At 65.6% G+C, this 23,380-nt stretch carries 18 protein-coding genes, 3 rRNA genes and 1 pseudogene (1 of these 22 only partly in view); 5 read left to right on the top strand and 17 right to left on the bottom strand.

What is annotated here, in order from left to right:
- Positions 1-151: 151 nt before the first annotated feature.
- The 4 genes from cyoE to ACZK3J_RS01715 form a co-directional block, all read right to left on the bottom strand.
- Positions 152-1,045, bottom strand: a complete 894-nt coding sequence (gene cyoE / locus ACZK3J_RS01730) for a heme o synthase (RefSeq protein ID WP_010484229.1) — start codon at positions 1,043-1,045, stop codon at positions 152-154.
- A gap of 4 nt (positions 1,046-1,049) precedes the next feature.
- On the bottom strand, positions 1,050-2,213 hold the full coding sequence (locus ACZK3J_RS01725) for a COX15/CtaA family protein (RefSeq protein WP_032129725.1): 1,164 nt from the start codon (positions 2,211-2,213) through the stop codon (positions 1,050-1,052).
- Positions 2,214-2,223: 10 nt separating this feature from the next.
- A complete protein-coding gene (locus ACZK3J_RS01720; RefSeq protein ID WP_032129724.1) occupies positions 2,224-2,793 on the bottom strand; it encodes a hypothetical protein in 570 nt (189 codons plus the stop codon).
- A 109-nt stretch (positions 2,794-2,902) separates the two neighbouring features.
- Positions 2,903-3,619 (bottom strand): SURF1 family protein, encoded by a 717-nt coding sequence (locus ACZK3J_RS01715; RefSeq protein ID WP_478476330.1) that lies wholly within the window; start codon positions 3,617-3,619, stop codon positions 2,903-2,905.
- Between the two features lie 57 nt (positions 3,620-3,676).
- Between ACZK3J_RS01715 and ACZK3J_RS01710 the strand changes: the two genes are divergently transcribed.
- A complete protein-coding gene (locus ACZK3J_RS01710) occupies positions 3,677-3,895 on the top strand; it encodes a twin transmembrane helix small protein (RefSeq protein WP_005412025.1) in 219 nt (72 codons plus the stop codon).
- A 20-nt stretch (positions 3,896-3,915) separates the two neighbouring features.
- On the opposite strand, the gene ACZK3J_RS01705 is transcribed toward ACZK3J_RS01710, so the two are convergent.
- From ACZK3J_RS01705 to ACZK3J_RS01680, 6 genes and pseudogenes are all read right to left on the bottom strand, one after another.
- Positions 3,916-4,791 carry a cytochrome c oxidase subunit 3 gene (locus tag ACZK3J_RS01705; RefSeq protein ID WP_005412024.1) on the bottom strand — a complete coding sequence of 292 codons (876 nt, stop codon included), beginning with the start codon at positions 4,789-4,791 and terminating at the stop codon, positions 3,916-3,918.
- Between the two features lie 14 nt (positions 4,792-4,805).
- Complete coding sequence (locus ACZK3J_RS01700) at positions 4,806-5,396, bottom strand: cytochrome c oxidase assembly protein (protein WP_032129722.1); 591 nt, start codon at positions 5,394-5,396, stop codon at positions 4,806-4,808.
- A complete protein-coding gene (locus ACZK3J_RS01695; protein ID WP_100437703.1) occupies positions 5,393-5,629 on the bottom strand; it encodes a hypothetical protein in 237 nt (78 codons plus the stop codon). Before ACZK3J_RS01695 ends, ACZK3J_RS01700 begins: the two co-directional genes overlap by 4 nt.
- A gap of 8 nt (positions 5,630-5,637) precedes the next feature.
- A complete protein-coding gene (gene ctaD / locus ACZK3J_RS01690; RefSeq protein ID WP_100467696.1) occupies positions 5,638-7,245 on the bottom strand; it encodes a cytochrome c oxidase subunit I in 1,608 nt (535 codons plus the stop codon).
- 59 nt (positions 7,246-7,304) lie between these two features.
- A complete protein-coding gene (gene coxB / locus ACZK3J_RS01685) occupies positions 7,305-8,267 on the bottom strand; it encodes a cytochrome c oxidase subunit II (RefSeq protein WP_189720468.1) in 963 nt (320 codons plus the stop codon).
- An 11-nt stretch (positions 8,268-8,278) separates the two neighbouring features.
- Positions 8,279-8,756 (bottom strand): annotated as a pseudogene (locus ACZK3J_RS01680) (DUF2244 domain-containing protein).
- 274 nt (positions 8,757-9,030) lie between these two features.
- On the opposite strand from ACZK3J_RS01680, the gene putA reads away from it, so the two are divergent.
- Positions 9,031-12,249, top strand: coding sequence for a bifunctional proline dehydrogenase/L-glutamate gamma-semialdehyde dehydrogenase PutA (gene putA / locus ACZK3J_RS01675; protein WP_478476329.1), 3,219 nt, complete (start codon positions 9,031-9,033; stop codon positions 12,247-12,249).
- Positions 12,250-12,367: 118 nt separating this feature from the next.
- Here putA and pnuC read toward each other — a convergent pair whose 3' ends face one another.
- Positions 12,368-12,940: a nicotinamide riboside transporter PnuC gene (gene pnuC, locus ACZK3J_RS01670; RefSeq protein ID WP_032968313.1), complete on the bottom strand. Its 573-nt coding sequence runs from the start codon at positions 12,938-12,940 to the stop codon at positions 12,368-12,370.
- A gap of 142 nt (positions 12,941-13,082) precedes the next feature.
- Complete coding sequence (locus ACZK3J_RS01665) at positions 13,083-14,432, bottom strand: outer membrane protein transport protein (protein WP_049461914.1); 1,350 nt, start codon at positions 14,430-14,432, stop codon at positions 13,083-13,085.
- Between the two features lie 226 nt (positions 14,433-14,658).
- On the opposite strand from ACZK3J_RS01665, the gene ACZK3J_RS01660 reads away from it, so the two are divergent.
- Positions 14,659-15,351: a rhomboid family intramembrane serine protease gene (locus ACZK3J_RS01660; protein WP_019662230.1), complete on the top strand. Its 693-nt coding sequence runs from the start codon at positions 14,659-14,661 to the stop codon at positions 15,349-15,351.
- An 83-nt stretch (positions 15,352-15,434) separates the two neighbouring features.
- On the opposite strand, the gene ACZK3J_RS01655 is transcribed toward ACZK3J_RS01660, so the two are convergent.
- Together ACZK3J_RS01655 and ACZK3J_RS01650 are read right to left on the bottom strand one after the other, a co-directional pair.
- Complete coding sequence (locus tag ACZK3J_RS01655) at positions 15,435-16,883, bottom strand: S41 family peptidase (protein ID WP_478476328.1); 1,449 nt, start codon at positions 16,881-16,883, stop codon at positions 15,435-15,437.
- A 108-nt stretch (positions 16,884-16,991) separates the two neighbouring features.
- Entirely contained in the window at positions 16,992-18,290 is a 1,299-nt protein-coding gene (locus ACZK3J_RS01650; protein ID WP_049461916.1) for a murein hydrolase activator EnvC family protein, read from the bottom strand.
- Between the two features lie 95 nt (positions 18,291-18,385).
- On the opposite strand from ACZK3J_RS01650, the gene ACZK3J_RS01645 reads away from it, so the two are divergent.
- On the top strand, positions 18,386-19,048 hold the full coding sequence (locus tag ACZK3J_RS01645) for a DUF4097 family beta strand repeat-containing protein (RefSeq protein ID WP_032129713.1): 663 nt from the start codon (positions 18,386-18,388) through the stop codon (positions 19,046-19,048).
- Positions 19,049-19,134: 86 nt separating this feature from the next.
- A complete protein-coding gene (locus ACZK3J_RS01640) occupies positions 19,135-20,850 on the top strand; it encodes a M28 family metallopeptidase (RefSeq protein ID WP_049401620.1) in 1,716 nt (571 codons plus the stop codon).
- Between the two features lie 263 nt (positions 20,851-21,113).
- Here ACZK3J_RS01640 and rrf (ACZK3J_RS01635) read toward each other — a convergent pair.
- From rrf (ACZK3J_RS01635) to ACZK3J_RS01625, 3 genes are all read right to left on the bottom strand, one after another.
- Positions 21,114-21,228, bottom strand: a 5S ribosomal RNA gene (gene rrf, locus ACZK3J_RS01635).
- 133 nt (positions 21,229-21,361) lie between these two features.
- Positions 21,362-21,476, bottom strand: a 5S ribosomal RNA gene (gene rrf / locus ACZK3J_RS01630).
- A 127-nt stretch (positions 21,477-21,603) separates the two neighbouring features.
- Positions 21,604-23,380: ribosomal RNA gene (locus tag ACZK3J_RS01625) — 23S ribosomal RNA — on the bottom strand; it runs 1,103 nt beyond the window's last position.

The raw sequence follows: 23,380 nt of genomic DNA, 5'->3' as shown, positions 1-23,380 counted from the left end.
CCTGCGCCTTCCTTTCCTTGGGGTCAGGAACAGCAATGGCGACACAGCAACCGCGGTTCAAGTAGATCCACGCCATGCGTGGATGCGCCCACCATCAGACCGGGTCAGAGCCCCGACGGGGATCCGCCCCCGAGTCGAGCATGGCTCGACTCTACAGCCAGGGCAGGATCCAATGGTCCACCAGCAGGAAGGCGAACAGCGCCATCAGGTAGACGATGGAGTAATAGAACATCTTCATCGAGAACAGTTCGTCCGGCGGATTGAGCATGCGCCAGGCGTACCAGAGGAACACGGCGTTGAGCACGATCGCGCCACCCAGGTAGAACGCACCGCTCATGCCCACCAGGTACGGCAGCAGACAGACCAGCGCCAGCACCACCGAATACACCATGATCTGCTTGCGGGTGTGCACCACGCCATGGGTCACCGGCAGCATCGGGATCTCCGCCTTGGCGTAGTCCTCGCGGCGGAAGATCGCCAGCGCCCAGAAGTGCGGCGGCGTCCAGATGAAGATGATCAGCACCAGCAGCGACGAGTACGCCCAGTCCGACGAGCCCTGCATGCCGGTCACCGCGGCCCAGCCCAGCATCGGCGGCATTGCGCCGGCCAGGCCACCGATGACGATGTTCTGCGAGGTCGCACGCTTCAGGTACACGGTGTAGATGACCGCGTAACCGATCAGCGAGGCGAAGGTCAGCACTGCGGTGATCAGGTTCACCCACAGCACCAGGATGACCATCGACAGCACGATCAGCACGCCGGCGAACACCAGCACCTGCCACGGCTTGACCTTGCCCACCACCAGCGGACGCCACGAGGTGCGGGCCATCTGCGCATCGATGTGCGCATCCAGCAGCTGGTTGATCGCCGCGGCGGCCGAAGCGGCCAGCCAGATACCGAGGAAGCCGAGCACGCCTGCGCGCACCTGCTCCCAGCTGGGCACGCCAGGGATGGCCAGGACCATGCCGACCAGGGCGGTGAAGACAATGAGGGCAACGACCTTGGGCTTGGTCAGGTCCCAGTACTGGCGGTAATTGGAAAACATGGAATCAGTCCGGGGCACGCAGGCGGGCCAGCAGGCTGACCAGCACGAACAACAGGGCAACGGCCACGCCGTTGTGGGCCACCGCCACTTCCAGCGGCAGCGCCAGCTTCACATTGAGGATGCCGAGGGTGACCTGCAGCACCAGCAGCGCGATCAACGCGCTGGCCCAGCCACGCATGCTCGGCAACCGGAACAGGCGCACGCCCAGCCACAGCAGGTAGACAGCCACCACCACCGCGAACAGGCGGTGCGCCATCTGGATGGCGATACGCGAGGCGCCATCCAGCACGCCGCCTTCGTAGTCCACGCCGATGCCACGCCACAGGGTGAAGCCTTCGACGAAGTTGTGCTGCGGCCACCACTGGTTGGCGCAGCGCGGGAAGTTGTCCAGCGAGGCGCTGCCACCGCCGCAGGCCAGCGCCGCGTAATTGGCGCTGACCCAGCCCCCCAGCGCGATCTGGGTGACCAGCACCGCTACGCCGATGCGCAGCAGCCACTTCAGCTTCGGCGCCTCGGCCAGGGTGATCGGCATGTGCGTCGCGCGCCAGGCCATCCACACCAGCAGGCCGAACATCAGCATGCCACCGAGCAGATGGCCCATCACTACGATGGGTTTGAGCAGCAGGGTCACCGTCCACATGCCCAGCAAGGCCTGGAAGATCACCACCGCCAGGGTCAGCAATGCAGCGCGCGCCAGGTCGATGTTGCTCCAGCGCAGCGCGGCGATCAGCAGGATCGCCTCACCGATCAACGCCAGCACGCTGGCCGTGCCATGCCAGCCCATCATGTACAGCGGTATGCCGGCGGCCACCAGCACGCAGGCGGTCACCACCGCCGTGCTTCCGAATCGCCGCTTGCGCGTGGCCAACAGGGCCAGAGTCAGGATCTCGATGCCCAGCGCGCCAGCCAGGAAGCGGTGCACCTGCTCACGCCAGGCCTTGTGGGTCTCCAGCGGGCGGATCTCCGCCGCCGGGTGGCCGATGGTCTCTTCCACGTGCTGCGGCCAGGTGGCCTGGCCATAGCAGGTCGGCCAGTCCGGGCAGCTCAGGCCGGCATCGGACAGGCGCACGAACGCGCCGAACATGATCGTGCTCGCGGTCATGATCATGGCGAACCACGCCAGGCGGTGGAAATTGCGGTGCAGCGCCGGACGCGCGGAAAGGCTCATCAAACGGGACTCACTTCAGTTTCAGCAACGTGGCCATGTCCTTGCGCAGGCCACCCAGGTCGGTGCCCGGGGCATGACGCATGATCACGAAGCCGTTCGGATCGATCACGTAGACCGGCAGGCCAGCCGGATCGTCGACGCCGGGCAGGGCCGCGCGCAGTGCTGGCGACGGAGCCAGCGGCCGCAGCGCGGGCAGCGAGGCGATCGACGCCGGTGGCGTTCCCAGCCACAGGATTTCGACATTATCGGCGTTATGGCCGAACAGCTGCCACACCTTGCCCAGTCCCTGCGACAAAGTGACGCACTGCGCGTCGCAGGCACCGGCCGGCGCCACCAGCAGACGCCAGGTACGGGCCTCGGGGTTCCAGGCGTAGGGCTGGCCGCTGGCCAGGGTCGGCGCCTGCTGGCGCAGGTCCACCGGCGGCTTCAGCAGCTGGCCGGCATTGCGGTGCCCGGTCGGTTGCCAGCCGGAGAAGCGCAGCACGGCGGCCAGTGCCATCGCACCGAAGAACACGGCAAACAGCAGCACCAGGGTCCGGCGGCCGGAGCCGCGCGCCTGCGGGGACGTAGCAGTGTTCATGCGGGGCATTTTCTCATGGTTGGGTAAGGGATGCGGGTGTGGTGCCCCGGTAGTGCCGGCCGCTGGCCGGCATCCAGGAATCCGAGGGGATGCCGGCCAGCGGCCGGCACTACCGGGCCACGGCACGTCTCCTGCGCCACTCCAGCACCAGCGCGACCACCAGCACGGTCAGGGCCAGGCCGAACCACTGCACGGCGTAGCCCAGGTGACGCTGCGGCGGCAGCGTGTTCGGCAGCAGGTCCAGATCGCGTTCGTCGCCGAATGGCAGTGCCGGGTCCAGGCGCAGGACGCGGTCGGGCAATACCGGTAGGCCAAGCGCCGCCGCCAGGCCTTCGGCGGGCAAACGGCTGGCCAGCCAACGCCCGGCCTCATCGGTAGCGGAGAACGCCGGGCCCAGTGCCAGTCCCGCCGACGGCGGCGGCGCCAATAACCCACGCACCGCCACCGGCGAAGGCGGCGCCGGCACATCCGGCAGCGTGCGATCCGGCGGCAGCGCGCGCCAGCCGAGGTCGACCAGCAGCACGCTGCCTCCGTCACTGCGGAACGGACGATAGATCTTCACCCCGGCGCGACCATGCCGGGTCTGGTTGTCCAGCAGCACCACGCCGGGCAGGAAGCGGCCGTGGTCGGCCACGCCGTGCAAGGCGCCGGGCGCCGCCAGGGCCTGCGACAACGGAAGCGCTTCCGCCACAGCTGGACCCTGCGCATCCAACATTGCCTGTTTGGCATGCATGCGCTGCAGTTGCCACAGCCCCAATGCGCTGAAACCGGCCATCGCCAGCACCGCCAACAGCCAGCCGATCACGCGCGTGTGCTGGCGCATCATGACAAGTCCGCGCAAACGCGGTCAGATAGGCGCATCCACCCTGCCCTCGAGCCGCGCATGAGTGATTCGCTGAAGACCCTGCTGGTAATCGCGTTTCTGATCGTCATCGTCTGGAATCTGGGCGCCGGCCTGTATTACCTGCTGGTCGACCGCGGCCAGACCAAGCGCACGGTCAACGCACTGACCCGCCGCATCGCGGTGTCGGTGGCGTTAATCCTGCTGGTGATCGTGAGCATCTACATGGGCTGGATAAAACCGCACGGCATCGGCGGCTGAGGCCACCGATACGTGCGCGGTCAAAGCACGTAGACGAACATGAAGAGCATCAGCCACACCACGTCGACGAAGTGCCAGTACCACGCGGCGGCTTCGAAACCGAAATGGTTGTCGCGGGTGAAGTGCCCCTTGGCCGATCGCAGCCACATCACGATCAGCATGATCGTGCCCAGCAGCACGTGCGCGCCGTGGAAGCCGGTCAGCATGAAGAACGTCGAACCGTAGATGCCCGAACCGAGCGTCAGGTTCAGTTCCTTGTATGCGTGGATGTACTCCTCCGCCTGCAGGGTCAGGAAGCCGAGGCCGAGCACCACGGTCAGGCCCAGCCAGATCAGCAGCTGGCGACGGTTGCCCGCCTTCAGTGCGTGGTGGGCGATGGTCAGGGTCACGCCGGAGGTCAGCAGGATCAGCGTATTGATCAGTGGCAGGCCCCAGGCCGGAATGGTCTGGAACGCACCACCGATCGCCGCCGGGCCATTGGTGGGCCAACCCGCCGAGTAGCCCTGCCAGAGCAGCTCGTTGGTCATCACCCCGCGGCCTTCGCCGCTGAGCCACGACAGGCCCAGGTTGCGGGTGTAGAACAGCGCGCCGAAGAACGCACCGAAGAACATCACTTCGGAGAAGATGAACCAGATCATCCCCATCCGGAACGAGCCATCGACCTGATGGTTGTAGTTGCCGGCCTGCGATTCGCGCACCACATCGCTGAACCACCAGAACAGGGTCAGCACCAGCATCGCGATGCCGATGTAGAACGTCCAACGTCCCCAGCTGGCATCGTTGAGCCAGCTGGCCACGCCGACCATGGTCACCATCATCGCGATGGAACCCACGAACGGCCATTTGCTCTGGGCCGGGACGAAGTACACGTTGGCGTCGGTCGGTGTCTGGGCCATGTCGGTATCCGGGGTCAGGGTGCGGCGTGCGCGCCTTCCGAGGTGGCGGCCGGAGCCAGCCGATCGGACAGCGCGTCGTTGCGGTAGAAGGTGTAGGACAGCGTGATCGTCTTGATCTCCGGTGGCAGGTCCGGATCGACGATGAAGCGCACCGGCATGTCGCGCTTCTCGCCGGCCTGCAGCGTCTGCGCGGTGAAACAGAAGCACTCGGTCTTGCTGAAGAAGCCCGACGCACGCGCCGGCGCCACCGAAGGCACCGCGCTGCCGACCACTGCCTGCTGGCTGTCATTGCGGGCGAAGTACAGCGCTTCGTTGAGTTCGCCGGGCACCACGTCCATGGTCAGCTGCTCGGGATGGAACGACCATGGCAGCCGTGAGTTGACCCCGCCATCGAATTCCACGCGCACGGTGCGCTTGCCGGTCACGGCGCCGGTACTGGCCTCGCTGCCGGGACCGCGCTCCAGGCGCACGCCGAATACCTTTTCGCAGGCGATGCGGTACAGCGGCACCAGCGAGAACGTCAGCAGGAACACCGCCACCGCCACGCCGATCAGGCGCGGCAGCCCCGCACTGCGTGACGGTGTGCTGGCCGGCGCCTCGCTCATCGGCCGATCACCCCGCTGAGGATGAAACCGACGTAGACCAGCACGGCGATGGCGCCGACCCACATCGCCGTGCGCCTGGCGCGCTGGCGTTGCTGGTCGATGCTTCCACCCTGGTAGAGCCGACCGCTGGTCGGCTGCGCTTCGCTGTTGTAGAGCCGAGCCGTGCTCGGCTGCTTTTCGTCAGTCGAGCATGGCTCGACTCTACCGATCGGGAGCGGGCTTTCGTTATGCATGCCCCACCTCAATGCGTGATGTCGTCATGTGCCAGATCCCCCGGGCGGATGGTCGGCGGCGTGGTGAACGTATGCGCCGGTGCCGGCGACGGCAGCGTCCATTCCAGGCCGCGCGCACCTTCCCACGATCGGGCCTCGGCCTTCTCGCCGTTGCGCAGCGAGGACAGCAGGATCGCGGCCATCATGAACGGCGTGGCAAACATGCCGAACGCACCGATCGAGCTGATCAGGTTCCAGTCGGCGAAGGCCACGCTGTAGTCGGGAATACGCCGCGGCATGCCGGCCAGGCCGAGGAAGTGCTGCGGGAAGAACAGCAGGTTGACGAACACGATCGACCACCAGAAGTGCACCTTGGCCCACTTCTCGCTATACATCCGCCCGGTCCACTTCGGCCACCAGTAGTACACCGCGGCGATCAGCGCGAACACCGCGCCGGTCACCAGCACGTAGTGGAAGTGCGCGACCACGAAGTAGGTATCGTGGTACTGGAAGTCGGCGGCGACGATCGCCAGCATCAGGCCGGAGAAGCCACCGATGGTGAACAGGATGACGAAGGCCACCGACCACAGCATCGGTGCCTCGAACGTCAGCGAGCCACGCCACATGGTGCTGACCCAGTTGAACACCTTCACCCCGGTCGGGATCGAGATCAGCATGGTGGCGAACATGAAGTAGATCTCGCCACCCAGCGGCATGCCCACGGTGAACATGTGGTGGGCCCAGACGATGAACGACAGGAACGCGATCGCGGCGGTGGCGTACACCATCGCCTGGTAGCCGAACAGCGGCTTGCGACTGAAGGTCGGGATGATCTCGCTGACCACGCCAAAGGCGGGCAGGATCATGATGTAGACCTCGGGGTGCCCGAAGAACCAGAAGATGTGCTGGTACATCACCGGGTCACCGCCACCGGCGGCGTTGAAGAAGCTGGTGCCGAAGAACTTGTCGGTCAGCAGCATGGTCACCGCACCGGCCAGCACCGGCATCACCGCGATCAGCAGGAACGCGGTGATCAGCCAGGCCCAGCAGAAGATCGGCATCTTCAGCAGGTCGATGCCCGGCGCACGCATGTTCAGCACGGTGGCGATGATGTTGATCGCGCCCATGATCGAACTGATGCCGGCCACATGGATGGCGAACACGCTGAAGGCGACGTTGTAGCCGCCCTGCAGCGACAGCGGCGGGTACAACGTCCAGCCACCGGCCGGTGCACCGCCAGGGAGGAACAGGGTCAGCAGCAGCAGGCTGAAGGCCACCGGCAGCAGCCAGAACGACCAGTTGTTCATGCGCGGCAGCGCCATGTCCGGCGCGCCGATCTGCAGCGGGATCATCCAGTTGGCGAGGCCGACGAAGGCCGGCATCACGCCGCCAAAGATCATCACCAGCGCATGCACGGTGGTCATCTGGTTGAAGAACTCGGGCTTGACGAACTGCAGGCCCGGCTGCGCCAGCTCGGCGCGGATCACCACGCTCATCGCCGCACCGATGATGAACATGATGAAGCTGAAACCCAGGTACAGCGTGCCGATGTCCTTGTGGTTGGTCGAGAAGAACCAACGCTCGAAGAAACTCTGCTGGTGATGGTGATCGTCGTGCCCAACTGCCGAGTGCGCCATTGCAAAACACCTCTCAGAATCGGTTGTCACCACGGCCGCGAACGGCCGCGGGCTTTACATCACGCGCCGCTGGCCACGGTGGCAGGCGCGCTGCCCGCTTCTGCAGCAGCAGGCGCAGCCGGTGCCTCGCTCGCCGGTGCAGTCGGTGCCGCCGGTTCGGCAGGTGCCGCCGGCGTTGCCGGCTCGGCGGGCGGCGCCGGCTTGCGCTGCGCCAGCCACTGCTTGAACTCTTCCTTGGACACCGCCTCGACCACGATCGGCATGAAGCCATGGTCCTTGCCGCACAGCTCGGCGCACTGGCCGCGGTAGACGCCGGGCTGCTCGATGCTGGTCCAGGCCTCATTGATGAAACCGGGGATGGCGTCCTGCTTCCAGCCCAGCGCCGGCACCCACCAGGCGTGGATCACGTCGTCGGAGGTGATGACGAAGCGCACCTTGGTATCGACCGGCAGCACCAGGCGGTTGTCGACATCCAGCAGGTAATGCGGGTGAGTCTCGCGGGTCGGCACGATGCCACTTTGCCGCACGCGGTCGGACTCGCGGTCCAGGCGGCTGGTGAAGGTGACGTTCTCGCCGAGATATTCGTACTTCCACATCCACTGGTAGCCGGTGACCTTCACCGTCATCTCGGCATCACGGGTGTCGTACATCTTGATCAGGTTGGCCGTGGCCGGCCATGCCATCACGATCAGGATGATCACCGGGATCACTGTCCAGATGATCTCGGCCTTGGTGTTGTGGCTGAAGGTGGCGGCGACCGCGCCCTTGGATTTGCGGAACTTGAAGATGGCGTAGGCCATCGCCCCGAACACGATGACGCCGATCACCGTGCAGATGATCAACGAGAGATTGTTCGATTCCCAGGCCAGGCGCGAGGTCTGGGTCACCCCCTTGCCCATGTTCAGCTGCCACGGCTTGGGATCGGCCGCCTGGGCCCAAGCCAACGCCGGCATCAGTCCCCCGGCCACCATGGCGGCGACCGCTGCAACGCACTTCGTGCCCCACCTGCTGCTTTGCTTCATTGCCTAGACCCTTAGCGTCGTCGGTTGCCGCCATCGCTGGCGGCGAGCAAGCTTTCAAGTGTCTCTGCGAGCGTCTGACGTTCGGCCGGCGCGAGGAAACTCCCCCACCTCCACCTGCCGGCCGCTGGATGCCAGCCGGACCCTCTCGTCGTCGGTGAGCAGGCGCACCCAGTGGGGGTGGGCCCGGAACACCGGCGATCCACCGGGTACGGGGATGACCTCCACGTACGCCGGCACTACCCGGATCTCCTCCTGCCGTTCACCACTGCGCCACAAGGCACGCAGTGCCGCCGCCAGCACCAGGCTGTACAGCAGCGCGAACAGGGGGGCGAATGCATTGCCGGCCAACCACCCGAGGGCGGACACCAGCCACATCGCACCCGACAACACGGTGAACAACAGGACGAACTGCCGGGCATCGAGCGCCCGTGGGGGACGCAGCCGCAGCTGCGTACCTGACCCATCCGGAGCTGGAAGCACCTCGATCATGTCGCAACCGCGTTCCTGCCGCGGGAAACGTCTCGATGGTAGCCCCGCCCTCTCGCCGGTAGCAAGGGTGCATTCACACTTTTTCCCATGCTGCAACACAGCATGAGGTCGGCGGTGCGAATGACGAATTCAGCACAAATTCTGCCGAGCTTGCTGAACACGCTGAATCCACCGCAGCTAGGGGCTATCAGCGCTTCACGAAGGTGGCTGAGGGGCACTTCCGCAACCCGCAAAAATGATTAAAATCGCCAAGTTTTCCACTGGCCGGACCGGCATGAACGCACCTTCCTCCTCCCCTGCCGCCACCGACGCCCTGCGTCCCGGCGCGCTGCTGTCGCCGGAACTGCCGGCGCCCCCCAACCCGTTCCGCCAGGCCATCACCGATGGCTGGTTGAAGGACGAGGCGAGCCACGTGCGCGAGCTGCTGGCGCAGGCCCGCCTGCCCGCCGAGGAGCAGGCCAAGGTACAGGCGCTGGCCGCCGACCTGGTCGGCCGCGTGCGCGTGCGTGCCAAGGACCAGGGCGCGATCGAAGCCTTCATGCGCCAGTACGACCTGGGCAGCGAGGAAGGCGTGCTGCTGATGTGCGTGGCCGAGGCGCTGCTGCGCATTCCGGACCAGGACACCGCCGACAAGCTGATCCGCGACAAGCTGGCCGATGCCGACTGGGAAAAGCACCTGGGCGGCAGCGACTCGGTGCTGGTCAACGCCTCCACCTGGGGCCTGATGCTGACCGGCAAGCTGGTGCAGATGAACGACGCCACCCGCGCCGATGCGCCCAGCGCGTTCAAGCGCCTGGTCGGCCGCGTCGGTGAGCCGGTGGTGCGCCTGGCCGTGCGCCAGGCGATGAAGATCATGGGCCACCAGTTCGTCATGGGCCGCACCATCAGCGAAGCGCTGTCGCGCTCGCACAAGGGCGACAACGCCAGCTACCGCTACTCCTTCGACATGCTGGGCGAAGGCGCGCTGACCATGAAGGACGCGCTGCGCTACCTGGAAGACTACCGTCGTGCGATCCACGCCATCGGCGGCGATCACAAGGCACGCGGCGGCCGTCCGGATGGCGACGTCAACAACGCCCCGGGCATCTCGATCAAGCTGTCGGCGCTGTACCCGCGCTACGAGCACGCCAAGCGCGAGCGCGTGCTGAAGGACCTGGTGCCGGGCGTGCTGGAACTGGCACAGCTGGCCAAGAGCTACGGCATCGGCTGCACCGTCGACGCCGAAGAGTCCGACCGCCTGGAACTGTCGCTGGACATCATCGAGCAGGTGTTCTCCGATGCGTCGCTGGCCGGCTGGGATGGCTTCGGTGTGGTCGTGCAGGCCTACCAGAAGCGCACGCCGTACACGATCGACCACCTGGCCGACATGGCGCGCCGCGCCGGTCGCCGCCTGCAGGTGCGCCTGGTCAAGGGCGCCTACTGGGACGCCGAGATCAAGCGCGCGCAGATCGAAGGCTATCCGGGCTACCCGGTGTTCACCCGCAAGCAGAACACCGATGTCTCCTACCTGGCCTGCGCCAAGCGCCTGTTCACGCATGCCGACGCGATCTACCCGATGTTCGCCACGCACAACGCGCACACCATCGCGGCCGTGCGCAGCATCGCCAATGGCGGCGTGTACGAGCACCAGAAGCTGCACGGCATGGGCGACGACCTGTACGCCGAAGTGGTGCCGGCCGACCGCTTGAACCTGCCCTGCCGCGTGTATGCGCCGGTCGGTTCGCATGAAGACCTGCTGCCGTACCTGGTACGCCGCCTGCTGGAAAACGGCGCCAACTCCAGCTTCGTCAACCGCATCACCGACGAACGCGTGCCGATCGCCGACCTGATCCGCGATCCGGTCGAGATGGTCGCTTCGTTCGAATCGATTCCGCATCCCAAGATCCCGCTGCCGGTTGACCTGCTGCGCAGCCAGAACCACGACAGGAAGAACTCCATGGGCGCCAACCTCGCCAACGACAACGAACTGCGCGCCCTCGCCGAGCAGATCAACGCTGCAGTGAAGCCGTGGCAGGCCGCCCCGCTGGTGCCGGGTGCGAACCCGGCCGGCGCCGCGCTGCCGGTGACCAACCCGGCCGACACCCGCGAAGTGGTCGGCCAGTGGCTGGCCGCCGATGCCGCCACCGTGCAGAAGGCCCTGGCCAACGCCGTGGCCGCGCAGCCGGCCTGGAACCGCACCCCGGCCGCCAGCCGCGCCGCCATCCTCGAGCACGCCGCCGACCAGCTGGAAGCGCGCATGCCGGAGTTCATGGCGCTGTGCGTGAAGGAAGCCGGCAAGAGCCTGCCCGACAGCATCGCCGAAGTGCGCGAAGCCGTGGATTTCCTGCGCTACTACGCCAAGCAGGCACGCGAGCAGTTCAGCCACGCCGAGAAGCTGCCGAGCCCGACCGGTGAATCCAACGAGCTGCAGCTGCACGGCCGCGGCGTGTTCGTCTGCATCAGCCCGTGGAACTTCCCGCTGGCGATCTTCCTGGGCCAGGTCGCTGCCGCCCTGGCCGCCGGCAACAGCGTCATCGCCAAGCCGGCCGAGCAGACCAACCTGATCGGCTACTACGCGGTGAAGCTGCTGCATGACGCCGGCGTGCCGGCCGAGGTGGTGCAGTTCCTGCCGGGCGACGGTGCCACCGTCGGTGCCGCGCTGACCGCCGACCCGCGCGTGGCCGGCGTGGCCTTCACCGGCTCCACCGACACCGCCCGTGCGATCAACCGCGCGATGGCCGCACGTGACGCCGCCATCGGTGTGCTGATTGCCGAGACCGGCGGCCAGAACGCCTTCATCGCCGACTCCTCGGCGCTGCCGGAACAGCTGGTCAAGGACGCGATCGGTTCGGCCTTTACCTCCGCCGGCCAGCGCTGCTCGGCCGCGCGCGTGCTGTTCGTGCAGGACGACATCGCCGACAAGGTGATGACCATGCTGGCCGGTGCGATGAAGGAACTGAAGGTCGGCAACCCCGGCCTGCTGTCCACCGACGTCGGCCCGGTGATCGACGCCGACGCGCTGAAGATCCTGCAGGACCACGCCGAGCGCATGGACCGCGAAGCGCGCCTGATCGCGGCCGCCGAGCTGTCCGCCGAAGCGGCCAATGGCACCTTCTTCGCACCGCGTGCGTATGAACTGAAGGACCTAGGCCAGCTGCACAAGGAAATCTTCGGGCCGGTCCTGCACGTGATCCGCTGGAAGGGCGACCAGCTCGACGCAGTGATCGACCAGATCAACGCCACCGGCTACGGCCTGACCCTGGGCGTGCATTCGCGTATCGACGAGACCGTTGATCGCATCAGCAACGGCGTCCACGTCGGCAACGTCTACGTCAACCGCAACCAGATCGGTGCGGTGGTCGGCGTGCAGCCGTTCGGCGGCCAGGGCCTGTCCGGCACTGGCCCGAAGGCCGGCGGCCCGCACTACCTGCTGCGCTTCGCCACCGAAAAGACGGTGACGGTGAATACCACCGCCGCCGGTGGCAACGCCTCGCTGCTGACCCTGGGCGACTGATCGCCCGGTTGATGCGGTGAACGAAAAACCCCGCGAAAGCGGGGTTTTTTGTGCCTTGTTTCCTGTAGCGCCGAGCCCATGCTCGGCTTGCACGGTGCAGCCGAGCATGGGCTCGGCTCTACCCCCGCATCAGGTGCCGCCAGTGGCGCAACGCCACCAGCGCGTTGATCCAGAAGCCCACGTACAGGATCGAGGTCAGGTGCAGGCCACGGCTGTAGTACAGCGGCACTGCCACGGTGTTCACCAACAGCCACACCCACCACGATTCCAGCTTGCGCCGCATCATCAGGATCTGCGCGATCACGCTCAGCACCAGTACCGCCGAATCGATGTACGGCGCATAGGCATTGGTCAGGCGGGTCAGCATCCAGCCGTAGCCGAACGTGGCCACCACCGCCAGCGGCGCCAGCCAGGCCCATGCACGCGGTCGCAATGAGGTGATCGGCAGCGGCGCACCGTGATCGCCGCGCAGCCACTGCCACCAGCCCAGCACGCTGATGGCAATGAAGAAGAACTGCAGCACCATGTCCGCGTACAGATGCGAGCGCTCGAACACCGCGGCAAACAGCGCACAGCCGACGATGCCCAGCCACCAGGTGTGCACGTTGTTGCGGCCGGCCAGCAGGATCGAGCCGGCGACGGCGATGTTGGCGGCCAGCTCCAGCTGGAAGTTCGGATCGGACAGGTTCATGGCGCTATTGTCGTGGATCCACGCCGTGGATGGCTGCGATCTTCGGTAGATCCACGCCACGCGTGGATGGCCCGTGGCCACAGAAAAAGAAAGCCCCGCTTGCGCGGGGCCTTCCGTGTGCTGCGTCAGGCCGAGGCCCGAATCAGAACTTGTACTGGAACGAAGCCGCCAGCACGTCGCCACGGACCTTGTACTTGCCCGACAGCGAGTTGCCCTGGTTGGCAGTGGTGGCACGCACGTTCACGTTCGGATCGCTGGTGAACAGGTGGGTGTAGCCAAAGTTGTACTCGGTGTTTGCCGACGGGGTCCAGCCCACGCCCAGCGACAGCCACTTGCGGCTGGTATCCGGCACGCGCGCGTCGCGGTGGGCGTCGGTGGTCGGGGTCTGGTCCAGCGCAACACCACCGCGCAGGGTGACGGTGTCGCTCAGCTTGTAGTCGGCGCCCAGCGACACGAAGGTGGTGTCACGGTAGCCGAACTCCAGGACCGAGTCCGCCTGCGGCGACGCGTAGTCGACGGTGACGCTGTCAAAGGCGGTCGACCAGGCGGTACGGGTCACGTCGCCCATCACGGTCCAGCGGTCGTTGACCTTGTGGGTCACGCTCAGGGTGGCCGAGGCCGGCATGGTCACCGTGGCCTTGCCGCTGGTGTCCATGAACCAACCGCGGGTACGCGGCGAGTTGGTCAGCAGCGAACGTGCGCGGTCGGCGCCGCTGAAGGTCGCATCACCACCGGTGATCTTGTGCTCGACCTTCGAACGGTAGCTCAGGCCGATGTGGGTGTTCTCGTCGATCGAGAACAGGCCACCGACGGTCCAGCCCACGGCATTGTTGTCACCCTCGATCTTCAGGGTGCCATCCGCGCTGCCCGGGGCGAAGCCCGGAGCGCCGGCGCCGGCCAGGATGCTGCCGTAGTCGACGGCGTTGCTCAGCTCGATGGTCAGGTGCTCGACGAACACCGACGCGCCGAACGACACGTACGGGTTGACGTCATACGACGCGGCGAAGCCAAGGTCGATGGCCTTCAGATCGGTCTTCAGGCCGCTGTAACGACCGACCCAACCGTTGTCGTATTCGGTCTTGAAGCCGAACGGTGCGGTCAGCGACACACCGAAGTGGGCCTTCTCGCCGATCGGCATGTGGAAGTACGCAGCCGGGACCGGAGCGATCATGCCGGCGTCGCCGCCGTCACCACCGGTCTGCGGGCGGCCTGCCGCATTGCGGCCCTGGCCCTTGAACTCGGCCTTGAAGCTGATGGCGCTCAGGTCGCCCTGGACCATCGTGCCTTCCAGCTGGCGCATGCCGGCCGGGTTGACGGCGATGATGGAGGCGTCGCCTTCGGCGCTGCCGGAACCGGCGAACGCGCGGCCGAGGCCCTTGGCGCTGTTTTCCTTCAGCTGGAAGGCAGCAGCGTTGGCGTCGGCGGCGGCCAGCGCACCGGCAACGCCGACGGCCAGCAGGGTCAGACGGGCAATGGTGGAAGCGGTTTGCATCGTAGTTCTCTCTCCGGTAAGCGGTGATGGTGCTCTGAGTGCGCCTGCGCCCGGCAGGCCTTGGGGCCCTTCGGAGCGCGCCGGATTCCCCTCCCGACATACGACGCCGTATGCGAGTATTACCCAGAGCTGTTAATGAAACAATAACAGCGCAGGCGCTTTTTTCGTCCCAGAAGCTGAACAGGACAATCCCCGCCGTAAGCGCCCACACGCTAGGCTATTGCCCATGTTCGTCTCCCTCCCGTCGCGCAAGAAGGCGGCCCTGCGCTGGGCCACGCCCGTGCTGTTTGCGGCACTGTGGCTGGCGTTCCTGTGGTCGATCTCGCGTCCGGACGACGCCCGCGGCAGCCTCTGGCTGGACTGGGGCGCGCTGTCCACCGGCCTGACCCACCCGCTGGACTGGTGGGCGACCCTGCAGGACGGCAGCGTGCTGCGCCTGTTCACGGCCCTGTTCCTGCACGCGGACTGGTCACACCTGCTGGGCAACCTGGTGTTCCTGCTGATCTTCGGCCTGCCTGCTGAGCGGGTGCTGGGCCCGTGGCGGCTGCTGCTGCTGTTCCTGGTCGGAGGCGCGGTGTCCAACCTGGTGGCGATCTACACCATGGGCAGCCCGGACCAGATCATCATCGGTGCCAGCGGCGCGGTGTCCGCACTGATCGGCGCCTATCTGGCCCTGTTCCCGGGCGCCCGGCTGGGCGTGGTCATTCCGCTCGGCCTGTTCCTGGAGTTCGTGCGCGCCCCGGCCTACCTGCTGATCGGCGTCTGGGCCGCCCTGCAGGTGGTGTTCGCCCATATCGGCCCAAGCTTCGGCATGGTCGCCTGGTGGGCGCACATCGGCGGCTTCGTGTTCGGCGTGGTGTACGGGGTCTACGTGCGAGCGGCCATCGCCCGCCGCCTGCGCAAGCGCCACGGCTTCTGACCCCTGGTAGTGCCGGCCGCTGGCCGGCTCCACGCGCACCCGCTCGTTCGTGGATCAGTCGAGCACGGCTCGACTCTACAGAATCAGGGCTTGGCCGGGACGGGTGCGGGCTTCGCTTCCGGCTTCGCTTCCGGCTTCGCTTCTGGCTTCGCTTCTGGCTTCGCCGCAGCGGCCTTCGCAGCCTTGGCCGCATCCGCTTTTGCCGCTTCGGCCTTCAAGCGTGCAGCCACCGAACCCGGGTTCTTCAGCTCGGCCAGCGCGTCGTTGATCGGGCCATCGCCCGGCAGTACCGCACCGGCGTGATAGCCCTCGGTGCCCTCGTCGTCACCGCGCAGATGGCCCGGCAGGGTCGCTTCGCTGTAATCGCTCAGGCTGGCCGGCAGTGCATCCTCGGCCGGCGTAGCGGCCGGCTTCAGTTCGACCTCCGGCACGATGCCCGTGGCCTGGATCGACTTGCCGCTGGGCGTGTAATAACGCGCGGTGGTCAGCTTCACCGAGTCACCGTTGTCCAGCGGCAGCACGGTCTGCACCGAGCCCTTGCCGAAGGTGCGGCTGCCAACCACGCGGGCGCGCTTGTTGTCGCGCAGTGCGCCGGCCAGCACTTCCGAGGCACTGGCCGAACCGGCGTCGACCAGCACCACCACCGGTGCGCCCTTCAGCAGGTCGCCCGGCGTTGCATCGAAACGTGCATCGCTGATGCTGATGCGGCCGCGGGTACTGACGATGTTGCCCTTGTCGAGCAGGTCGTCGGCCACCTGCACGGCAGCGGTCAGCAGGCCACCCGGGTTGCTGCGCAGATCCAGCACCAGGCCCTTGAGCTGGCCACCGGACTGCTTCTGCAGCTGCTGCACGTGCTTCTGGAAGTCCGAACCGGTGTCGGCTTGGAAGGTGCTCAGGCGGATGTAGCCATAGCCCGGTTCCAGCAGGCGGCTGCGCACGCTGGTCACGCGGATGGTCTGGCGGGTGAGGCTGACATCGAACGGCTTGGGCTTGCCTTCGCGCACGATGGTCAGCACCACCTTGCTGCCGGCCGGTCCGCGCAGCGGTTCGCTGGCATCGATCGCGCTGATCGGCTTGCCGTCGATGGCGATGATCAGGTCACCGGCGAGGATGCCGGCCTTGGCCGCCGGCGTGTCGTCGATCGGCGAGATCACCTTCATGCTGGCGTTGTCCGGCTGCTGCTGCAGCTCCACGCCGATGCCTTCGTAGGCGCCGCTGGCCTGTTCGTCGAAGGCCTGCGCGTCTTCCTTGTTGAAGTAGGTGCTGTGCGGGTCGAGGTCGAGCAGCAGGCCACGCACCGCTGCCTGCATCAGCTTCTTGTCATCGACCGGATCGACGTAGGCGGCCCGCACTGCGTTGTAGACGGCCACGAAGCGGCGGATGTCCTCCAGCGGCACCTTCGAGGTCACCGCCTCCTCGCTGTTCGCTGCCTGCCCGCTGGTTTCCTGGCTCGGGGCGGGCGCGGTCTGCTGCGCCCAGGACAGCGCTGGCAACAGGGCCAGCAAGAGGGTGGCGGTACGGGCTGCGCGCATGGATCACTCCTGTCGACGTTGGCATCGTGCCCAAGGCACATGCACCGATTATGCGCGAAGCACAGCTAAATTCCCGTTGAATCCAGCCCGCACGTGGCGAGCCGGGATTCAGCGCCGCTGCAGCCAGCTGTCCGGATTCACCGGTTGCCCGCCACGACGCAGCTCGAAGTACAGCGCGGTGACCCCTTGGCCCCCCGAGTTGCCGACCTTGGCCACCGCATCGCCACGGCTGACCCGTGCACCGGCGTCCTTGAGCAGGGTGTCGTTGTGGGCGTACAGGCTCATGTAGCCATTGCCGTGGTCGACGATCAGGATCATGCCGTAGCCGGTCATCCAGTCGGAGAACACCACGGTACCGTCGGCCACGGCGGTGACGGTGCTGCCGGCCGGTGCGCCGATCAGCACGCCGCTGCTGGTACGCCCGTCAGGCAGCTTGCCGCCGTAGCGGGCCAGCAGGTTGCCGGACAACGGCCAGCCCAGGCCCCCCACCTTCGGGGCCGGTGCGGAAGCCACCGCCGGCGGAACCTTGGTGGGCGGTGGCGGCCGTCCCTGTGCCGCGGCCTGGCGTGCGGCACGTTCGGCAGCGGCCTTCTCCGCTGCCGCACGGCGCGCAGCCGCGCGACGCTCGGCCTCGGCACGGGCGGCGGCCGCACGCAGATTGGCCAGCAGTGTTTCCAGCGCCTTGGCGTCCTGGCCCAGCGCCTGTTCCTTCTCGCGCTGGTCCTTGAAGCGCTCGTCCAGCGAGGCCACGGTCTTTGCACGATCGCGGCGGTCGGCTTCCAGCGCCGCTGCCTGCTGCTTCTGGTCCTGCTGCGCCCCCTGCAGCTTCTGCTTGCGCTCGGCAATCTGCGCCTGCAGCGCTTCCAGTTCCTTCAGGTCGGCGGTCAGCGTGGTGATGCGCTGGGCCCGCTCACGCTGCAGGTAGCGGTGGTAGGCCAGGGCGCGATTGGCATCGGCCACCGTGTCCTGCGACAGCAGCAGCTTCAATGGTGCGTGGTTGCCCAGCTGGTAGGCCGCACGCAGCAGGCCGGCCAGCTCGCGATGCTGCTGGGCGAGGTTGACCTGCAGCGTGCTGCGGCGTTGTTCGGCCTCGGCCAGGGCCCTTCCCTGCTCGCGCAGCGCGGTCTCGGTCTGCGCAAGCGCACGGCCGGTGCGGGCCACCTTCTCATCTGCCTCGCGCAGCTGCTGCGAGGCCTGGCCACGCTGGCCTTCGATCTGCCGGCGCTCCTGCGCCACGCCCTTCAGCTCACTGCGCAGCTTCTGCAGCTTGCGCTCGGTCTCGCGCGTGGTCTGCGCGGCACCCGGCAGCGGCAACGCCAGTGCCAGGGCCAGCCCCAACAGCAGGCAGCGCCCGCCGCGAGCAGCGGCGATGTGATGTCGGCGTGATGGGAAGGCGTTGTTGCGCAAGGGCTTTCCAGTGACTTCAGGCAGTTGCAGGGGGTACCGGGGAATGGTGACATCTCCGCACGCGGCCTGCCAGCCGCACATCCATCGAGGTCCCCATGAAAGCTCTCTCCATTCCGCTGCTGTTGGGCGTACTGCTGGTCACCGGGCCAGTGGCAGCGCAGGAAAACATCAGCAAGGTCAACGGCAGCATCAGCGCCGAACCCGGCCAGCGCTACGGCAAGCTGGACACCGTCAACGGCGGCATCCGTGTCGGCGAAGGTGTCGAGACCGGCAGCATCGACACCGTCAACGGCGGGGTCAAGGTCGCCGATCGCGCGCGCACCGGCAAGATCGAAACGGTCAACGGCGGCGTACGCCTGGGCCGCGAAGTGATCGCACACGGCAGCGTCAGCACCGTCAACGGCAGCATCTTCAGCGATCGCGGCAGCCAGATCGAAGGCGGCGTTGAAACCGTGAACGGTGGCATCGGGCTGGTCGAAAGCCGCGTCGGCAACGACGTGGAAACCGTCAACGGTGACATCACCGTGGGCATCGGTTCGCAGGTCAAGGGCGGTGTGCACGTGCGCAAGCCGAACTTCAGCGTCTCGCTGACCGCCAGCCGCAAGCCACGCGTGATCATCGGTCCGAATGCCGTGGTGGACGGCCCGTTGCAGTTCGAACGCGAGGTGGTGCTGTACGTGCACCGCACGGCCCGCATCGGCCCGGTCACCGGCGCCGAGCCGATCCCGTTCGACACCGAAACCGCTCCGGCGGACTGAGCACACCGCGCCCATCGGTTCGGTGATACTCGCTGTTACCGGTCGTACACGTGGTGCGGCCGCCCTTTGTTTTCCAGGAATCGACGATGCCCCGCAAACTCCTCCTGTGCCTGGCCGCTGCGGCCGCGCTCAGTGCCTGCAAAGGCGAAGACACTCCGGCGCCCGCGCCGGCCACCGACACCGCCACTGCCAAGCCGGCGGCCCATGCGTTCTCGCCGGAGATCAACGCCGGCGACTTCGCCGAGATGGTCAAGACGCTGGCTTCGGATGAATTCGAAGGCCGCGCCCCGGGCAGCAAGGGCGAGGAACTGACGGTCAACTACATCCGCGACCAGATGCAGCGCATCGGCCTGCAGCCCGGCAACGGCGACAGCTGGTTCCAGGATGTGCCGATGACCGAGACCACGGCCGACGAATCGACCGTGCTGAAGATCACCCAGGGCGGCAAGACCACCGAGCTGAAGTTCGGCACCGACATGGTGGTGGGTACCCGTACCGGCCAGGCCGAGGTGAAGGTCGATGCCAGCGACCTGGTGTTCGTCGGCTACGGCGTCGACGCGCCGGAGCAGAAGTGGAACGACTACGCCGGCCAGGACTGGAAGGGCAAAACGGTCGTCATGTTCGTCAACGACCCGGGTTTCCATGTCGATGACGCGAAGCTGTTCGACGGCAAGCGCATGACCTATTACGGGCGCTGGACCTACAAGTTCGAGGAGGCTGCGCGAAAGGGCGCCGCTGCCGCGCTGATCGTGCACGACACCGCCGGCGCTTCCTACGGCTGGGATGTGGTGAAGAACTCCTGGGCAGGCCCGCAGTACGACCTGCCGGCCAAGGATGACCCGGAAGCCCGCATTCCGGTGCAGGGCTGGCTGAGTGCCGACGCTGCCAAGGCGCTGTTCGCCGGTGCCGGCCTGGACCTGGCGCAGGCCTACAAGGACGCCAGCAAGCGCGGCTTCAAGCCGGTGCCGCTGAAGGCCACCGCTGCAGTCGATCTGAAGAGCCAGATCGCGCAGAAGCAGTCGCGCAACGTGGTGGGCGTGCTGCCGGGCAGCAAGCGCGCTGACGAGGCCGTGCTGTACATGGCGCACTGGGATCACCTGGGCAAGCACGAGGGCGAGACCGGCGACAACATCTACAACGGCGCGGTCGACAACGCGACCGGCGTGGCCGGCATTCTCGAAGTGGCCGAAGCCATGGCCCATCAGGAGCCGAAGCCGGAACGTTCGGTGGTGTTCCTGGCGGTGACCCTGGAAGAATCCGGCCTGCTGGGTTCGAAGTACTACGTTGCCCATCCGACCTTCCCGCTGGACAAGATCGCCGGCGTGATCAACATCGACGCGATGTCGGTGGCCGGCCGTGCCAAGGACGTTACCGTCACCGGCTTCGGCAGCTCGGAGCTGGAAGACATCCTCAAGCCGCTGGCCGCGGCCCAGGACCGTACCCTGCACGGCGAGACCTCGGTACAGAGTGGCTTCTACTTCCGTTCCGACCACTTCAACTTCGCCAAGGCCGGCGTGCCGGCCCTGTACGCCGATGGCGGCGAGGACCTGCGCGAGGGTGGCGTGGACGCCGGCCGCAAGGCCGCAGCGGACTACGGCGCCAACCGCTACCACGGCCCGAAGGATGAGTTCGATGCGGCCACCTGGAAGCTGGACGGTACTGTCGAAGACCTGCAGCTGATGTACGGCGTCGGCAAGGAACTGGCCGGCGGCGATCGCTGGCCGAACTGGTACGAAGGCAACCCGTTCAAGGCAGCCCGCGACGCGATGATGAAGGACAAGGCCCCGGCTGCGGCGAAGTAGCGTCGAGCTTGCTCGACTGAGTACTGAAGCAAGCGAAGGCGGCGCCCGCAAGGGCGCCGCTTTTTTGTGTGTGCTCGCGCCCTGCAGTTGTAGATGCCAACCTTGGTTGGCGCCGTGGTTCCGTGCAGAGAGCATCCACGCATGGCGTGGATCTACCGGCCGGTGTGCAGCCACGGCAGTGCCGGCCAGCGGCCGGCACTACCCGCATTTCGCGCGCACAAAGAAAAACCCCGCTGCGCGAGCAGCGGGGTTTTGGGTGTAAACCCTGGCGATGACCTACTCTCGCATGGCTTGAGCCACACTACCATCGGCGCAGCTGCGTTTCACTTCCGAGTTCGGGATGGGATCGGGTGGTTCCACAGCGCTAATTTCACCAGGGAGACGGTTGCAGCAGCGCTTGCAGCGCCAGCTTCGCGATCTTGCCCTTGGGGCGGAAGGCACCCGGAAAATGCAGTGCCTTCACTTAATAAGAAAAACCCCGCTGCGTAAGCAGCGGGGTTTTGGGTGTAAACCCTGGCGATGACCTACTCTCGCATGGCTTGAGCCACACTACCATCGGCGCAGCTGCGTTTCACTTCCGAGTTCGGGATGGGATCGGGTGGTTCCACAGCGCTAATTTCACCAGGGAGGCGGTTGGAGCGTCGCCATCCGATACAGCTGGATAAGGCGCCTGCCTCTCGTAGTTCTTGTGACGTAGCGTGCACTTGGATGCTCTTACGACGTTGTCGTAAAGCCAAGGCAACTTGAGGTTATATGGTCAAGCCTCTCGGATCATTAGTATCAGTTAGCTCAATACATTGCTGTACTTACACACCTGACCTATCAACCACGTAGTCTACATGGTTCCTTCAGGGGGCTTGTGCCCCGGGAGATCTCATCTTGAGGCGCGCTTCCCGCTTAGATGCTTTCAGCGGTTATCGCTTCCGAACATAGCTACCCGGCAATGCCACTGGCGTGACAACCGGAACACCAGAGGTTCGTCCACTCCGGTCCTCTCGTACTAGGAGCAGCCCCTCTCAAATCTCCAACGCCCATGGCAGATAGGGACCGAACTGTCTCACGACGTTCTGAACCCAGCTCGCGTACCACTTTAAATGGCGAACAGCCATACCCTTGGGACCGACTACAGCCCCAGGATGTGATGAGCCGACATCGAGGTGCCAAACACCGCCGTCGATATGAACTCTTGGGCGGTATCAGCCTGTTATCCCCGGAGTACCTTTTATCCGTTGAGCGATGGCCCTTCCATACAGAACCACCGGATCACTAAGTCCTAGTTTCCTACCTGCTTGATCCGTCGATCTTGCAGTCAAGCACGCTTATGCCTTTGCACACAGTGCGCGATGTCCGACCGCGCTGAGCGTACCTTCGAGCTCCTCCGTTACTCTTTAGGAGGAGACCGCCCCAGTCAAACTACCCACCATACACGGTCCCCGACCCAGATAATGGGCCCAGGTTAGAACGTCAAGCACGACAGGGTGGTATTTCAAGGATGGCTCCACTGCAGCTAGCGCCACAGTTTCATAGCCTCCCACCTATCCTACACAGACGAACTCAACGTTCAGTGTAAAGCTATAGTAAAGGTTCACGGGGTCTTTCCGTCTTGCCACGGGAACGCTGCATCTTCACAGCGATTTCAATTTCACTGAGTCTCGGGTGGAGACAGCGCCGCTGTCGTTACGCCATTCGTGCAGGTCGGAACTTACCCGACAAGGAATTTCGCTACCTTAGGACCGTTATAGTTACGGCCGCCGTTTACTGGGGCTTCGATCAAGAGCTTCGCCTTGCGGCTGACCCCATCAATTAACCTTCCAGCACCGGGCAGGCGTCACACCCTATACGTCCACTTTCGTGTTTGCAGAGTGCTGTGTTTTTGATAAACAGTCGCAGCGGCCTGGTTACTGCGACCCTCTTCAGCTATAGCTCGCACGAGCCACCAAAAAGGGTGCACCTTCTCCCGAAGTTACGGTGCCATGTTGCCTAGTTCCTTCACCCGAGTTCTCTCAAGCGCCTGAGAATTCTCATCCTACCCACCTGTGTCGGTTTACGGTACGGTCTGCGTAAGCTGAAGCTTAGGAGCTTTTCCTGGAAGCGTGGTATCAGTGACTTCGCCTTAAAGGCTCGTCTCGGTGCTCGGTCTTAGAGGATCCCGGATTTGCCAAAGATCCAAACCTACCGCCTTTCCCCAGGACAACCAACGCCTGGTACACCTAACCTTCTCCGTCCCTCCATCGCACTTACGCGAGGTGCAGGAATATTAACCTGCTTCCCATCGACTACGACTTTCGTCCTCGCCTTAGGGGCCGACTCACCCTGCGCCGATTAACGTTGCGCAAGGAAACCTTGGGCTTTCGGCGTGCGGGTTTTTCACCCGCATTATCGTTACTCATGTCAGCATTCGCACTTCCGATACCTCCAGCAGACTTCTCAATCCACCTTCAACGGCTTACGGAACGCTCCTCTACCGCGCATAACAAAGTTATGCACCCCAAGCTTCGGTTCTGTGCTTAGCCCCGTTAAATCTTCCCCG

The organism is Stenotrophomonas sp. 86428_Sma (assembly GCF_056481585.1).
Note: the sequence above shows the minus strand (reverse complement) of the source record. Positions and strands in the feature narration are given on the sequence as shown.